Consider the following 15774-nt stretch of genomic DNA (forward strand, 5'->3'; position numbering starts at 1 on the left):
CGCCCTATAGCCTGTAACGGTCGTCAATCACAGTGACAGGTTCGAACGTTTCGCCCTCTTTGTAAGCCAACTGAGTCTGCTGTTTTAATTCGGTATCAATCCAGAAGTTACTGGTGCCTAGAATGTTGAACATCGCAGCGGTTTTCTTCGTCATTGGGTTGTTTGGAAACTTAACCCAACGCCAGTGTGCATCGCGTGTATAAGGCACCATGTAACCCGGCACAATGACGTAGGCGTTTGAGATTGCTTTCTGTATCTCTCTAGAAAGTTGATATTTCTTTCCAGCATCGAATTCAGATTGGAATGCTTCAATCTTGCGATCCAACTCTGGCGAACTGTAGTTGGTGTGATTATTGGTCTGAACTCGGTTTGCATTAATAGAGTGGAAATACTCTTTGTATGCCGGAAGCTCACCACCCCCCATATTCAGAAATGCAAGTTGATGCTTTTTCTCTAAGATGTATTTGAATGCCGCCGAGCCATCGACCAAGTTCAAGTTAAGCTCTAAACCTGCTAGCTTGGCTTGCTCTTTGAGATACGCAATACGAGGTGTCCAGATGTTGTAACCGTAAGTGATCTTAAAGCTGAGGCGCACGCCGTTTTTATTGACTCGAATACCATCAGGACCAATGTTGGTGAAACCAGCTGCTTCGAAATAACCGATAGCCAACTCTGGTTCGAACGCAGGCGCTTTCGCATCGGGCAGATCGTATTCGCCGTGACCAAAGCCCAAAGCATGAGGCTTGCGTGAGTAGTCACCGCGAAGTACGTTCTTGATCATACCGTCAAAGTCAGTAGCGAAAGTGATCCCTTTACGAACGTTGATATCATTCAACAGTGGCATTGAGGTATTCATCCACAAGCCACCCGCACCTTGTGGTGTTTGGTTGAAGCCCCAAAATTTTTGAATATAGCCTTTGGTAAAGGGCTCTGAATCGGTTTTCTCATGCCACATTTGCGGAAGGACCATAGCAAAGGTGTCCAACTTACCTTTCTCAAAGTGTTTACGTGCAATATCTGAGTCGCGAATCACCTTGATACGTAATTTGTCGACATTAAAACGATTCTGATAATACTTATTACTGTATCCCCACCAATCGACACCTACATGTTGAAAGGTAATACTGCGACCTTTATTGACCTTAGATATGTAGTAAGGCGACGTCGTTGGCTCAGCTTTAAAGTTGTATTTACGAACAAAGTTGTCGTCCATACCATCGCCATTTTGATCATTGATATTGGCAAAATAGTGTTGCGGGCGCGGTTGCAAACCGTGGCTTGGTGTATTGAGTAGCACCATCAACTCATCATTACTCTTTGGCTCAGAGACAGTGATAGAGATGGTGTAGTCATCGAACTTCTCGACATTTTCGATGCTGTTTCTGAAGAAATCGTTGTACCAAGGATCGATAATGTCCTTAGAACGGTAGTACGTCAGCATGAACAGGTAATCATCTGCCGTTACCGCTTCACCATCAGACCATTTGGCTTTTGGATTCAACTTAAAGTAAGCCGTTTTGTAGTCATCCGAGAACGCCCACTCATCAGCAAGTTGAGGTATCCACTTGCCCGTATTTGGGTGACGTTGCGCAAGCTTTGGCGTGCCATCCATAATGTAAAAGCGAATACCCGAGTTCGCGTCAGGGCCGACAGAGCGAAGAGTTTGTGGAAAGCTCAACATGTAACTACGCAGAGTTCCGCCACGTTTAGCCTCGTCCGACGCAAAAACAGGGTCTTGCCAGTTGCTGTGCCATTGCAGGTCATGTGGTAGTGTGGCTGCCTGAGCCAAACCACTGAACAGCAGTGAAATAAGTGCAAATCTATACATGATTACTTCCTTGTTTCTATCTATATAGAGTGTATTTTTTCGGGTCGAAGGCGGTACGAATGGCCTCACCAATGAAGGTCACCATGACCAACACAGAAACAATCGCTGTTACCACAGACACGACAATCCAAGGTGAATCCAAGTTCGACTTCCCTTGTTGTAACAGCTCTCCCCAACTCGGTGTTGGAGGAACAAGGCCAAGACCCAGATAATCTAACGCCGTCAGAGCAGTAATGTTCGCAGCAATAGTGAAAGGTGCTAGCGTCACTATCATCACCATGGTATTGGGCAAGATATGGTGGAAAATGATCCTTGCAGTGGAAGCACCTAAAGCTTTGGCAGCCAACACATATTCTCGCGCTGACTCCTTGTATGTCATGGTTCGCATGTACCAGGTAATACCCATCCAACTGAATGCCACGTTGATCAGGACGAACAACATAAAGGTGGGTTGCGCTATGGAAACCAAAATCATAATTACGTACAGGAACGGCACCATTGACCACGTTTCAATCAGCCTTTGCACGACTAAATCGAATTTCCCACCAAAGAACCCCATTGCACAGCCAACCGTGACACCAATGACGTAGGCGATGCTCATCGTCAGCAAAGCAAAGCCCATCGCAGTTCGAAAGCCGTAAACCAAACGGGCAAGAATGTCACGACCAATAACGTCGGTGCCTAGGTAGTGTTGCGATTCAAAATCTGGAGCGTTAGGTGGAAAGTTGCCTGAAAAGTCCTGCTCAAATGCATTCCAAGGGACCAATGGTAATAACACAAAGTCACCATTGTTCTCATATTCAAAGTTCTGCTGCAGATCGCGGTAGTTGGTTTCTGCTGCGTAGTCCAAACCAAACGTGCTGCCTGAATACACATCTGAAAAAATTGGGAAGAAGTACTCGCCTTGGTAACGCACAACGAGCGCTTTACTATTGATCAGCACTTCTGCACACAGAGACAAAATCAACAATGTAGACAACAACATAAGTGACCAGTAGCCACGCTTGATCTCTTTGAAGCGTTTAATCTGTTTTCTGGTCAACGGGTTGATTGTGAATAGATTTAATCCAGACATGATTACGCTCCAAACTTCACTCGAGGATCGACAAGCGCAACGCACACATCAGATAAAATATTGCCAAATAGCAGCACCAATGCGTTAATCGCAACAATGCCCATGACCACTGGGTAATCCCGCTCTACAATCGACTCATAACCAAGCAGACCGATGCCATTAATATCGAAGATCACTTCAATCAAGAATGAGCCTGTCATGAAAAACAGTAGTGAGTTACCAAAGTGGCTGGCAATCGGAATCAAGCTATTGCGAAGCGCATGTTTACGAATGGCTTGTCTAAATGGCAGACCTTTAGCAATCGCGGTTCGAATGTAATCCGATGAAAGGTTCTCCATCAGGTTATTTTTCATGGTCATGGTTAATGTGGCGAAATCGCCAATTAAGTAACAAATTAGAGGCAGCACTGCATGCCAGAGGATGTCTGTCACCTGCTCTGACAATGTGGTGAAATCATCAAAATCATCGTCGACAAACCCACCCATCGGGAACCACTCTAAGTGGTAGCTAAACAAGGTGATAAGCAGAACACCGACTACGTAACCTGGTAGTGCATAACCAACAAAAATCATGATTGACGAGGCGGAGTCAAAAACACTGCCATGCTTCAACGCCTTGTAGTAACCAAGTGGGATCGAAATGAAGTAGCTGATGAAGAACGTGATGCCACCATACATTGCAGACACTGGCAATCGCTCAAAGATCATCTCCGTAACTGGCTCGTAGTAACGAGTCGATTCACCCAAATCGAATTGAATCAAGCGTGACAACCAATCGAGGTAAGCGTCTGTTACGGGTTTATCTAAACCGTAAAACTTATTTAAGTCTGCTAACTGTTCTTCTGAAAGTGCGGAGTTTTGGCCCACCACAGCGCTCGCCGAAGCGCCATCACCTTGCGGCTGCATATTAGCGAGCATGCGCTCCACCGGACCACCCGGCACAAAGCGGGTAATCGCGAAGATGAGTATTGTGATCCCTAGAAACGTCGGTACAACTAACGCGAAACGCTTCAATAAATATGCAACCATTTTATTTAGCCAAACTCCATTTATAACAACTGAGCATCAATATAATTAATGACAAAACGTAGTCAAATGGTTACATTCTTGTACATAAGGTTACAAAAGCCGCAAGAAAAATAGGAGTAAAAACACTATATATCAATTAGTTAGGATAGAACAAAAACTCAAACCAAACGTTTGCATCTTGTTTATCTACAAACAAAGAATTTGAGAATTGAGGAGTCAGCTACAAAACTAGCTTATGTATTCGTCAACCTGGTTGGCTTTGAATGGGTTTACTGGCGAGCTAAGTAATTGAAAGAAGTCGAAATGAATAGATGAAGAAGCCCGATATTTTAGGCATCGGGCTCGATAGACAAAAGCGACAAATGAGTTGTGGTTAAGTGCCTACATTGGACAAAGATACCAACTGTTGGGTGTATTCATGTTGAGGGTTAGAAAAAAGCTGTTCTGTTTCGCCCTTCTCAATTACCTCTCCCGCTTTCATCACAATGGTATAGTGGCAAAGTGATTTAACGACGTTCAAATCATGACTGATAAACAGATAGGTCAACTGATACTTTTCCTGCAGCGATTTCAGAAGCTCCAGTACTTGCGCTTGAACCGTTCTATCCAAAGAAGATGTCGGCTCATCCAGTAAAATAAACTCTGGCTTAAGCACTAAGGCTCGCGCAATTGCGATACGCTGCCGCTGCCCACCTGAAAATTCATTCGGGTAGCGATAGCGCGTTTCAGGGTCTAAATCAACTTCCTTCATTACCTCACAAATGCGTTGGTCAAGTTCAGCTTCGTCCAATTCTTGATGAACTCGTAAGCCCTCTCCGATTACTTGCGCGACCGACATACGTGGATTCAGCGCTGAGAACGGATCTTGAAACACTACCTGCATTCGACTGCGATACGTCAACATCTCTTGACGATTCAACCCTTGGATTTGATTGCCATCGTATTGGATTGAGCCTTCACTCTCGACCAGCTTCAAAATCGCCATACCGGTTGTCGACTTGCCCGAGCCACTCTCACCCACCAATCCAATTGAGTGACCTTGCTTGAGGTCAAACTGCATATCGGTGACCGCTTTCACGTGTGAGATGGTGCGTTTAAACAAGCCACCTGTGATTGGAAACCACACTTTGAGCTGTTCAACATTGAGTAATGAACTTGCACCAGCTGTCACAGGGACAGGCAAACCTTTAGGATCAGAATCAATCAGCTTTTTGGTATACGGATGCTTTGGTGTAGTAAACAGCGAAGCGCACTCACCTTCTTCAACTAACTCACCATCTTTCATCACAGCAACACGGTCGGCAATTTTGCGTACGATACTCAAATCGTGAGTAATAAACAGCATCGCCATACCAAGCTCTTGTTGAAGGTCTTTGAGCAAGTCCAGTATCTGGGCTTGTACAGACACATCTAATGCCGTGGTCGGTTCGTCAGCAATTAACAACTCCGGCTCATTGATCAGAGCCATCGCAATCATGACTCGTTGGCGTTCACCCCCAGACAGTTCATGTGGATAAGCATTGATCTTCTGCTCTGGGTGGCGGATACCGACTTTAGACAGCCATTCAACTGCTAATGCTTGCGCTTTATTGGTTCGCATTCCTCGATGAATCGCTAGGGTTTCCACCAGCTGCTTGCCCACTTTATGCAGTGGATTCAGAGACACCATTGGCTCTTGGAAAATCATACCGATTCGCCCTCCACGAATACCGCGCAGCTCACGATCGGAACAGCTAAGAATATCGGTACCAGCAAAGTTCACTCGACCAGTAAGATAGTGAGATGAACCTTTTGGCAATAACTTCAACACTGAGTTAGCGGTCACCGATTTTCCAGAGCCACTTTCGCCCACCAAGGCTAATGTTTCTCCTTTATTAATCGACAAGGAAACATTGTGAGTGACCTGTTCAATGGCATTTTTACGACCAAAACCAACAGAGAGGTTTTCAATAGTCAGAACAGTATTATTCATTGTCATTGTTACCTCTGCTGATGTGGGTCGAATGCGTCACGAACCGCTTCACCAACAAACACTAACAGTGTCAGCATCAGCGATAATACAACAAACGCGGAAATACCAAGCCACGGCGCTTGGAGGTTAGCCTTGCCCTGAGCAAGCAACTCCCCCAAAGAAGGTGATCCTGCGGGCAGACCAAAACCTAGAAAATCAAGTGACGTCAACGTAGTCACCGATCCAGACAGAATGAATGGCATCATGGTTAACGAAGCCACCATTGCGTTGGGTAGCATATGACGAAGCATAATTCGCTTATCTTCAACGCCCATGGCTTGTGCCGCTCTCACATAATCGAAATTGCGACAACGTAAGAACTCAGCTCGCACAATCCCAACTAAACTCATCCAGCTAAACAGCACCATAATACCGAGCAACCACCAGAAGTTAGGTTCAATAAAACTAGATAGGATGATCAATAAGAAAAGTGTCGGCATCCCCGACCACACTTCAATAAAGCGCTGCCCGAACAGATCAACCCAGCCACCGTAGTAACCTTGTGTGGCACCAACAGCCACACCAATGGCACTCGACACTATAGTCAGTACAAAACCAAACAGCACCGAGATTCTAAAACCGTAGATAATCCGCGCTAATACATCACGCCCTTTATCATCCGTACCCAACCAATTGACTGAATCTGGCTGAGATGGCACCGCCCCAGAGATTTCAAAGTTAATGGTGTCGTAGCTAAAGCGAATCACAGGCCAGATCATGTAGCCTTTCTCTTCAATCAGTTCGATGACATAAGGGTCTTTATAATCCGCTTCGGTTTCGAACTCACCACCAAACTCAGTTTCTGCATATTCAGCCGCAACCGGAAAGAACCATTGATTATCGTAGGAGACCAACAGAGGCTTGTCGTTGGCGATAATCTCTGCAAACAGGCTCAACACAAACAGAATGGAGAAGATCCACAGTGAGATAAAACCGCGCTTATTGGCTTTAAACCTTAACCATCTTGCTTCTGCTAAAGGATTTTTAAACTTCATTTAGAATTCACCATTAACGCGCTTCAAAGTCGATTCGAGGATCAACCCAGGTATAGGTAAGATCGGAGATAATACTGAGAACGAGCCCAAGCAGAGTCATAATATAGAGGGAACTGAACACCACAGGGTAGTCTCGTTGAATCGTAGACTCGAAACCGAGCAAGCCTATCCCTTCTAAAGAAAACATCACCTCTATCAGCATCGAGCCAGTAAAGAAGATACTAATAAACGCACTTGGGAATCCCGCGATAATAATAAGCATTGCATTACGGAAAACATGTCGGTACAAGATGCTGTTTTCATCGAGCCCCTTGGCACGAGCCGTGACAACGTATTGCTTGTTGATTTCATCGAGGAAAGAGTTCTTAGTCAGCATACTTAAGGTCGCGAAGCCGCCAATCACCATCGCGAAGATTGGCAGCGCCAAGTGCCAGAAGTAGTCGATGATTTGCTGATACCAATTGAGCTGGTCAAAATTGCTGGAGACCAATCCACGCAATGGGAACCAACTAAAGTAGTTACCGCTTGCGAAAAGGATGATCAGAATAATCGCAAATAAGAAACCCGGAACCGCATAGCCGACAATCACCACCGCACTCGACCAGATATCGAATCTAGAGCCGTGATGAATCGCTTTCATAATACCCAGTGGAATCGAGATGACGTAAATGATCAACGTACTCCACAATCCAAGAGATATGGAGACAGGCAGACGCTCGACAATCAAATCGATAACATTGCCTCCTTTAAATAAGCTTTCACCAAAGTTAAAAGTGGCGTAGTTTTTCAGCATATCGAAATAGCGGACATGAATCGGCTTGTCGAAACCAAACTGCTTTTTGATCTCTTCAACCACTTCGGGGTCTAAACCGCGTGAGCCCTTGTAGCCGCTCGAAGAAGCTTGTTCTGAATCGCTCAAGTCAACTTCTTGTCCACCACCAGAAAAGCGCTCCATAATGCCAGAGTTGTGACCTTCCAACTGTGCCACCGCCTGTTCTACAGGGCCACCGGGGGCAATCTGGATAATGAAGAAGTTAATGGTGATGATCGCCCATAAAGTGGGGATCACCAACAGTAAGCGTCTAAATATATACGCAGCCATGAGACTCCCTAACGACGTTTTTCAGGAAGTAGTTTCGCTTTGTCTTGCGAAATCCACCACGTGTCGATACCTAGGTCATATTTTGGCAAGGTATCAGGGCGCTCAAACTTATCCCACATCGCAACACGGTACTTACCCAAGTGCCACTGAGGAATAGTGTAGAAATTCCACTGTAGTACACGGTCAAGCGCACGACCTAACGTAAGCAGTTTTTCAGGATCTTGTTGGCTCTTAGAAATCTGTTCAGTCAACGAGTCAACCACGGGATTGATAACACCAGCCGTGTTGTAAGTAGAGTCGATGTAGTTCGAGTTCCAAGCGATCATCAAGTTCGGACTTGGGTAAGCGTTAGCTGAATATGCCGAAGAGACCATATCAAAGTCACGATCACGTAAGCGCTTGATATATTGTGTCGTATCCACCGTTCGAATCTTCATATCGATACCCATTCGCTTCAGGTTTTTCTGAAGTGGAATAGAAATACGCTCAGTGGTCGGGCTGTAGATCAGCAGCTCAAAAGAGAGCGCCTGTCCTGTTTTCTCGTTGGTCATCACTTTGTTTTTCAGCTCCCAACCCGCCTCTTTAAGAAGCTTAAACGCTGTTCTCATTTGAGCACGAATGCGGCCACTGCCATCAGTGACAGGTGGTTGGAACTCTTCAGTGAATACGCGTGGAGGGATTTGGTCTTTAAACTCAGAAAGTACCGCCACTTCTGCATCAGACGGCAAGCCTTTCGCTTCGTACTCCGTGTTTTGGAAGTAGCTTCGCGTACGGTCATACTGGTTGTAGAACATGTTCTTGTTCATCCACTCAAAGTCCATAGCATAAGTTAATGCCTCACGAACCTTCGGATCTTTAAACACCTCTGATTGAGTGTTGAACACAAAACCTTGTGCCGACTCTGGACGCTCATGTACGATCTCTTCTTTTACGATGTAGCCCTTATCAAAGTTACTGCCCGTGTAAGAGTTTGCCCAAAATTTAGCGGAGTTCTCCATACGGAAATCAAATTCACCCGCTTTGAAAGCTTCTAACATCACCGTATCGTCACGATAGTAATCGTATTGGACACGCTCGAAGTTGTTGCGCCCTACGTTAACCGGTAAATCGGCAGCCCAGTAGTTCTCATCCAACCCGTAAGTGACGCTTTGACCAGACTTATAGTTGATGACTTTGTAAGGGCCACTTCCTACAGGCGGTTCACTCAAAGGTTCAGAGAGCTTCTTGTCTTGCCAGTAATGCTTTGGCAACACACGAGTGCTTTGCGCAAAACTGAACAACTTTTCGCGATTTGGCGTTTCCATCTCAATCCGAACCACTAAATCAGAAACCGCGGTGACAGATTTGATGTCTTTATAGTAAACGCGATATTGAGGGACGCCCTCTTTTGAAAACTTATCGAAGGTAAACGCGACATCATGCGCGGTAATTGGCTTTCCATCGTGGAAACGAGCGTTCGGATTGATGTCTATTTCTAGCCATGAGAAATCGCTGGCGTAGCGTACCTTTGAAGCAATAAGCGGGTAATACGCATCTATTTCATCCGCTGGCGAAAACATCAGAGTATCGTACAGCTCGCCACTGTAGCTTGCTGATACACCGCGCGACCCAAAGCGGTTAAAGCTGTCGAACGTACCAATGGCTCCATAGGTAATTTTCCCTTGCTTTGGCGCATCTGGGTTAACGTAGTCGAAGTGTTTAAAATCAGCGGGATACTTGGCTTCACCAAACCCAACTAATTGAGTCGTTTCGATGACTTGAACGCCATCTTCAGCAGCAAATGAAGAGATAGGTAAGAGCGCCATGATAGGCAGCGCTAGCGCGCGTGAGCGGTGGGTTAAGCGAAAAAATGTTGACCGTTTAATTGGATTAACTCGGCAATCTGTTCCCATTTGACTCTCCCTGCAAATGATTAAATAACCAGTGTGATTGAATACGCCACAAGTTGGACACACGATAATAAAAATAAGTATAGAGAAAAATCTAACGCCATGTAATAACTAATAAAACACTTAGTGCGTCGAAACCGACTTTTCTCGCGTTAAGACTCAAACAAACCTACCCTAATAAAAACGCAGTCTGCACAGGCATTTTCTTTAATCATAGTAAGGGGATTTACACCTTCGAATACTATTCCAATTTTACTGTGCGCAAACGGCCTCATAGAGTGATATTCAGCCTTCACGACTTTGAGTGCTATGGCTAATTAGTCAATCCGATCACCAAACAAGTTCAAAAACTTGCTCGGTAAAATTACCTACCTTTAGCAATACCTTAAAGCGAAGTGACGTATACTTAAAAGAGTAATCACGCTTTGTTACAGCGCCCGACATTTAGGAAGCAGCTTTTGAACACACGGAGTCACCTAACCATTACCACATTCAACCTTTTCAACTATCTTGAACCACCCAACGCTTACTATGACTTTGAGAATATCTATAGCTTTGAGGAGTGGTCTAAGAAACAAGGGTGGATCAAGAACGCCATTAAAGAGGCTGACAGTGACATTATTGGCTTTCAAGAGGTCTTCAGCCCAGATTCGCTTGAAGTGTTAGTGAATGATCTAGGCTACCCTTTCTTTGAGGTGGTCGATGAGCCGAATATCGAAAGTGATTACCTTTTTCGAGATCCTGTCGTCGCTATTGCTTCTCGTTATCCGATCAAATCCACTCAAGCAGTTTCGTTATCTGAACAATTTCAGATGCAGTTCAATACATCGCTTCTAAAGGATTTTAAATTCAATCGCTTACCTGTACACGCCACAATCGATTTGCCTCATCTTGGTTTAACCGATTGTTATGTTGTCCACTTTAAATCTCAGCGTCCTATTCAAGCTGAGAACGCTGATACAGAATCAATAACTCACTCTTCAAACATGGTGGTGCATAGCGAAACCTTGACTCAATTTCACCAAGAGGGACTTGGGTGGTGGCTTTCAAGCGTGCAGAGAGGACTAGAAGTTCAAGTACTGCACGAATACATCACTCGGCAGCGTCATCAGTCGGAGCGCCCTGTGGTGCTAATGGGCGATTTCAATAAGCCACTTTTCAGCGATGAATTTCGAGGATTGCTCAACGACTCACTCAGCAGAAATGAAGAGAGCCGACACTGGTTGAAGTACTTTCGCTTGCGCGACAGTTGGGAACTCTATCATCAGCTTCATCAAGAGGATCTGCTGGTTCAGCGTTCACCGACTCACTATTATGGTGCCAAAGGTTCAGTACTCGACTACATTCTGCTCTCCAATGAGTTCGATTGCCAAAACTCATCCAGCCTAATGGAAATAACAGGTTATCAGGTGCAAGACCAGCATCTCATTAATCCTAGCTTTGAAGTAGACCAATTCAGTACCGACCACGGTATAGTAAGCGTGACCGCTCATATCCGTTCGTTCTAATAGCCAAAACAAACGGTCAAACGCGCAAAGCCGCGATAGGTATCGTGGCTAGCTTGTTCTACGACTAAGCACCAAAATACTCAATCTAATTCATATAAACTGAACCGATAACTCGCTAGCACTAACCCTACTCCGTACTAATAAAACTATCACTTGCGTGATCCAACTCAATGTTTGGCCCATCATCGAAACGTTTCGATGATCATTATCACACTCTTTCTGAATGATTCGTGCATTTCACTATTCGAACACTATTATCTCTATCGAAACGTTTCGATGGTGTTTTCTTATCTCTGTTCCGACATCGAAAAATTACCCAATAGGTAGTGTTATGAAAAAAAGTACTCTAATAAATTCCGATCTTTCTTATCTTGTGGCGACCCTAGGTCACACAGATGAAATCACTATCTGTGATGCGGGTCTCCCGATTCCCGACCACGTGCGCCGTATCGATTTAGCGCTTACCCATGGCGTACCAAGCTTCGAGCAAACCGTAAAAACTATGCTTGAAGAGTCTCAAATCGAAGGCGTGGTTATTGCCGAAGAATTTGCTCAAGTGAGTCCTGAACATCACGCTGTGTTGATTGACCAACTCAAAACGGAAGAAGCGCGTTGCGGCAAAGCTATCACGATTAACTACGTGAGCCATGAAGAATTCAAACAACGCACCAATGAGAGTCGCGCTGTAATACGTACGGGCGAATGTACGCCATATGCGAATGTCATTTTTCAAGCTGGCGTGACCTTTTAAGCGAGCTAAAAACTTAAGCGAACCAAACAACCTGGCCCCGAGTAAAGGAAACCACATGACTCAAGCCATTTTAGAACTTAACTCAATTGAGAAAGCTTTCCCCGGCGTAAAAGCCTTGGATAAAGCGAGCCTCAACGTTTACCCAGGGCGTGTTATGGCGCTAATGGGCGAAAACGGTGCGGGTAAATCGACCCTAATGAAAGTGTTGACGGGTATCTACCACCTTGATGGCGGCACTATTCACTACCAAGGTCAGCCAGCGGCATTTAAGGGTCCACGCGATTCGCAGCAAGCGGGTATCAGCATTATTCACCAAGAATTAAATCTGATTCCTGAACTGACAATTGCGGAGAACATTTTTCTAGGTCGTGAAATCACTGGAACGATGGGTCGCATCTTGTGGAACGAAATGTATCAAGAAGCCGACAAGCTACTTAAACGCCTTAACGTAAAACACAGTTCTAAAACTCCATTGGGTGAGCTAAGCCTTGGCGAGCAACAGATGGTAGAGATCGCGAAAGCCCTATCGTTTGAATCTAAGGTCATCATTATGGATGAACCAACCGATGCCCTGACCGATACGGAAACTGAATCTCTTTTCAAAGTGATTAACGAATTGCGTGATGAAGGCTGTGGCATTGTTTACATCTCTCACCGACTGAAAGAGATCTTCGAGATTTGTGATGACATTACCGTACTTCGTGATGGCAAATTCATTGGTCAATGTGAAGTGAAAGACACCAACGAAGATGGTCTTATCGAAATGATGGTAGGCCGTAAGCTAGACGAACAGTACCCACGTATCGAACCAACTCACGGTGAGACTTGTTTAGAGGTTGTTGGCTTAACGGGCTCTGGTGTACACGATGTTAGCTTCACTCTAAAACGCGGTGAGATCTTAGGTGTGTCTGGTTTGATGGGTGCAGGTCGTACTGAGCTGATGAAGGTGATCTATGGTGCCCTGCCAAGCGAACGCGGCGTCATTAACCTAGATAACAAGACCATTAATCCAGCGAGTCCAAGAGACGGCTTGGCTAATGGCATCGCCTATATCTCTGAAGACCGTAAAGGTGACGGTCTCGTGCTTGGTCTGTCGGTGAAAGAGAACATGTCTCTTTGCTCTTTAGACATCCTGACCAAAGGCGCGCAAATCCAACACAAAGACGAAGTGATCGCGGTTGATGACTTCATCAAGCTGTTCAACATCAAGACCCCAACTCGCGAGCAGATCATTGGCAACCTATCTGGTGGTAACCAGCAGAAAGTGGCGATTGCTAAAGGCTTGATGACCAAACCAAAAGTTCTGATTCTCGACGAGCCAACCCGTGGTGTCGATGTCGGTGCGAAAAAAGAGATTTACCAGCTTATTAACAAATTCAAGGCTGACGGAATGAGCATCATCCTTGTCTCTTCTGAAATGCCGGAAGTTTTGGGAATGAGTGACCGCATCATGGTGATGCATGAAGGCCGCGTGAGTGGCGAATTTGACGCTAAAGAAGCAAACCAAGAATTATTACTGGCGTGTGCGGTCGGTAAAAAGATCAACGAGGACGCAGCATGAGTACCAATACCATGAGCAAAACAACTGAAACACCAGCAAAGAAGTCTCTACTGAGCAAAGAGTGGCTGATTGAACAAAAATCACTGATCGCTTTGATCTTCTTAATTGTCATTGTTTCTTTCTTGAACCCAAACTTTTTCACGGTCGACAACATTCTTAACATCCTGCGTCAAACATCGGTAAACGCGATCATCGCTGTCGGTATGACACTGGTTATTCTAACTGCGGGGATCGACCTGAGTGTGGGTTCAGTTTTAGCACTTTGTGGTGCCTTTGCAGCCAGCATGATTGGCATGGAAGTTCCTATAATGGTCGCTGTACCAACCGCTCTATTAGCAGGTGCTGCGCTGGGGGCTATCAGTGGTGTGATCATCGCGAAAGGTAAGGTTCAAGCCTTCATCGCAACCTTAGTAACCATGACGCTTCTACGTGGTGTGACCATGGTTTACACCGACGGTCGTCCAATTTCTACTGGCTTTACTGACACAGCAGACGCATTCGCTTGGTTTGGTACTGGCTATGCAATGGGTATCCCAGTTCCAGTATGGATCATGACAGTTGTATTCGCGGCTGTTTGGTACCTACTTAACCACACTCGTTTTGGTCGCTACGTTTACGCACTTGGCGGCAACGAATCAGCAACTCGCCTATCGGGTATCGATGTAGACAAAGTAAAAATCGGTGTGTACGCCATCTGTGGTTTACTTGCTGCCGTAGCAGGCATCATCGTTGCTTCTCGCCTCTCTTCAGCACAGCCAACCGCAGGTATGGGCTATGAGCTAGACGCTATCGCCGCGGTTGTCCTTGGTGGCACAAGCTTAGCTGGCGGTCGTGGTCGCATCATGGGCACATTGATTGGTGCGCTGATTATCGGCTTCCTGAACAACGCACTGAACCTATTAGACGTTTCTTCTTACTACCAGATGATTGCAAAAGCAGTGGTTATTCTTCTGGCGGTATTGGTTGATAACAAAAACAAGTAACACCTTAATAAATCAATAATATAACAACAAGCTAGGACTCACCTTCTAGCTCACCCTACATAAAGGACTTACACCATGAAAAAATTAGCAACTCTAATTTCTGCTGCTCTACTTTCAACAACGGTTTCTGTGTCTGCTCAGGCGCAAGACACAATGGCTATCGTACTGTCGACACTGAACAACCCGTTCTTCGTGACAATGAAAGATGGCGCAGAAGCGAAAGCAGAAGAGCTAGGCTACAAGCTTATCGTTCTTGATTCTCAAAACGACCCAAGCAAAGAGCTGTCGAACATTGAAGATCTGACCATTCGTGGTGTTAAAGCAATCCTGATCAACCCAACAGATTCAGATGCTGTATCTAACGCGATTCGCATGGCTAACCGTTCAAGCATCCCTGTATTGACTCTAGACCGTGGTGCAAGCCGTGGTGATGTCGTGAGCCACATCGCTTCTGATAACGTAATCGGTGGTGAAATGGCGGGTCACTTCATCATGGAAAAAGTGGGCGAGAAAGCGAAGGTTATCCAACTTGAAGGTATCGCTGGTACATCTGCCGCTCGTGAACGTGGTGAAGGCTTCATGAACGCAGTAAACGGCAGCGGCCTTGAGCTTCTTGCAAGCCAACCTGCTGACTTCGACCGTACTAAAGGTCTGAACGTAATGGAAAACCTACTTGCAGCTAACCCAGACGTTGAAGCTGTATTCGCTCAGAACGATGAAATGGCTCTAGGTGCACTGCGCGCTGTTCAAGCTTCAGGTAAAGACGTAATGATCGTTGGCTTCGACGGTACAGACGATGGTATTGCTGCCGTTAACCGCGGTTTACTGGGTGCGACTGTTGCTCAACAACCAGATCTAATCGGCTCTCTTGGTATCGAAATGGCAGATAAAGTACTGAAAGGCGAGAAAGTTGATGAGTACGTACCAGTACCACTAAAAATCATCGCTAAGTAATCTTTCTTGATTAAGAACAGCGAGGGTTTCCCCTACCCTCGCTTTCTTTCCATCACGACAGTGCATCGCTCTTTCTCATTATACAATAT

General features: G+C 45.5%; 12 protein-coding genes. 5 read left to right on the top strand and 7 right to left on the bottom strand.

The window, feature by feature from the left end; translation table 11 throughout:
• Window positions 1–4 precede the first annotated feature (4 nt).
• The 7 genes from vsple_RS15825 to vsple_RS15855 form a co-directional block, all read right to left on the bottom strand.
• Entirely contained in the window at window positions 5–1828 is a 1824-nt protein-coding gene (locus vsple_RS15825; protein WP_261883804.1) for an extracellular solute-binding protein, read from the bottom strand.
• Window positions 1829–1844: 16 nt separating this feature from the next.
• Window positions 1845–2903: an ABC transporter permease gene (locus vsple_RS15830; RefSeq protein ID WP_261883805.1), complete on the bottom strand. Its 1059-nt coding sequence runs from the start codon at window positions 2901–2903 to the stop codon at window positions 1845–1847.
• 2 nt (window positions 2904–2905) lie between these two features.
• Window positions 2906–3931, bottom strand: a complete 1026-nt coding sequence (locus tag vsple_RS15835) for an ABC transporter permease subunit (RefSeq protein ID WP_261883806.1) — start codon at window positions 3929–3931, stop codon at window positions 2906–2908.
• Between the two features lie 373 nt (window positions 3932–4304).
• A complete protein-coding gene (locus tag vsple_RS15840; RefSeq protein WP_420833816.1) occupies window positions 4305–5903 on the bottom strand; it encodes an ABC transporter ATP-binding protein in 1599 nt (532 codons plus the stop codon).
• Window positions 5904–5911: 8 nt separating this feature from the next.
• On the bottom strand, window positions 5912–6937 hold the full coding sequence (locus vsple_RS15845) for an ABC transporter permease (protein WP_255232646.1): 1026 nt from the start codon (window positions 6935–6937) through the stop codon (window positions 5912–5914).
• 13 nt (window positions 6938–6950) lie between these two features.
• A complete protein-coding gene (locus vsple_RS15850; protein ID WP_255232645.1) occupies window positions 6951–8039 on the bottom strand; it encodes a microcin C ABC transporter permease YejB in 1089 nt (362 codons plus the stop codon).
• Window positions 8040–8047: 8 nt separating this feature from the next.
• Window positions 8048–9931, bottom strand: a complete 1884-nt coding sequence (locus vsple_RS15855) for an extracellular solute-binding protein (RefSeq protein ID WP_261883808.1) — start codon at window positions 9929–9931, stop codon at window positions 8048–8050.
• A gap of 455 nt (window positions 9932–10386) precedes the next feature.
• Here vsple_RS15855 and vsple_RS15860 point away from each other — a divergent pair, with 455 nt between their 5' ends.
• The 5 genes from vsple_RS15860 (at window position 10387) to rbsB (ending at window position 15685) form a co-directional block, all read left to right on the top strand.
• The gene (locus vsple_RS15860) at window positions 10387–11436 is read left to right on the top strand and encodes an endonuclease/exonuclease/phosphatase family protein (protein WP_261883809.1); all 1050 of its coding nucleotides are present in this window, start codon (window positions 10387–10389) and stop codon (window positions 11434–11436) included.
• 331 nt (window positions 11437–11767) lie between these two features.
• On the top strand, window positions 11768–12187 hold the full coding sequence (rbsD, locus tag vsple_RS15865) for a D-ribose pyranase (RefSeq protein ID WP_261883810.1): 420 nt from the start codon (window positions 11768–11770) through the stop codon (window positions 12185–12187).
• A gap of 55 nt (window positions 12188–12242) precedes the next feature.
• Window positions 12243–13748 (top strand): ribose ABC transporter ATP-binding protein RbsA, encoded by a 1506-nt coding sequence (rbsA, locus tag vsple_RS15870; RefSeq protein ID WP_261883811.1) that lies wholly within the window; start codon window positions 12243–12245, stop codon window positions 13746–13748.
• Window positions 13745–14731 (top strand): ribose ABC transporter permease, encoded by a 987-nt coding sequence (gene rbsC / locus vsple_RS15875; protein WP_261883812.1) that lies wholly within the window; start codon window positions 13745–13747, stop codon window positions 14729–14731. The genes rbsA and rbsC overlap by 4 nt, the downstream gene beginning before the upstream one ends.
• A 75-nt stretch (window positions 14732–14806) precedes the next feature.
• The gene (gene rbsB / locus vsple_RS15880; protein WP_108020025.1) at window positions 14807–15685 is read left to right on the top strand and encodes a ribose ABC transporter substrate-binding protein RbsB; all 879 of its coding nucleotides are present in this window, start codon (window positions 14807–14809) and stop codon (window positions 15683–15685) included.
• Window positions 15686–15774 lie beyond the last annotated feature (89 nt).

The organism is Vibrio pelagius (assembly GCF_024347575.1).
Lineage (GTDB): Bacteria > Pseudomonadota > Gammaproteobacteria > Enterobacterales > Vibrionaceae > Vibrio > Vibrio pelagius.

Coding starts and splice junctions, on each gene's coding strand:
- rbsB (WP_108020025.1), top strand. CDS start 14,807: ATGAAAAAATTAGCAACTCTAATTTCTGCTGCTCTACTTTCAACAACG.
- rbsC (WP_261883812.1), top strand. CDS start 13,745: ATGAGTACCAATACCATGAGCAAAACAACTGAAACACCAGCAAAGAAG.
- vsple_RS15845 (WP_255232646.1), bottom strand. CDS start 6,937: ATGAAGTTTAAAAATCCTTTAGCAGAAGCAAGATGGTTAAGGTTTAAA.
- rbsA (WP_261883811.1), top strand. CDS start 12,243: ATGACTCAAGCCATTTTAGAACTTAACTCAATTGAGAAAGCTTTCCCC.
- rbsD (WP_261883810.1), top strand. CDS start 11,768: ATGAAAAAAAGTACTCTAATAAATTCCGATCTTTCTTATCTTGTGGCG.
- vsple_RS15855 (WP_261883808.1), bottom strand. CDS start 9,931: ATGGGAACAGATTGCCGAGTTAATCCAATTAAACGGTCAACATTTTTT.
- vsple_RS15830 (WP_261883805.1), bottom strand. CDS start 2,903: ATGTCTGGATTAAATCTATTCACAATCAACCCGTTGACCAGAAAACAG.
- vsple_RS15825 (WP_261883804.1), bottom strand. CDS start 1,828: ATGTATAGATTTGCACTTATTTCACTGCTGTTCAGTGGTTTGGCTCAG.
- vsple_RS15850 (WP_255232645.1), bottom strand. CDS start 8,039: ATGGCTGCGTATATATTTAGACGCTTACTGTTGGTGATCCCCACTTTA.
- vsple_RS15835 (WP_261883806.1), bottom strand. CDS start 3,931: ATGGTTGCATATTTATTGAAGCGTTTCGCGTTAGTTGTACCGACGTTT.
- vsple_RS15840 (WP_420833816.1), bottom strand. CDS start 5,903: ATGAATAATACTGTTCTGACTATTGAAAACCTCTCTGTTGGTTTTGGT.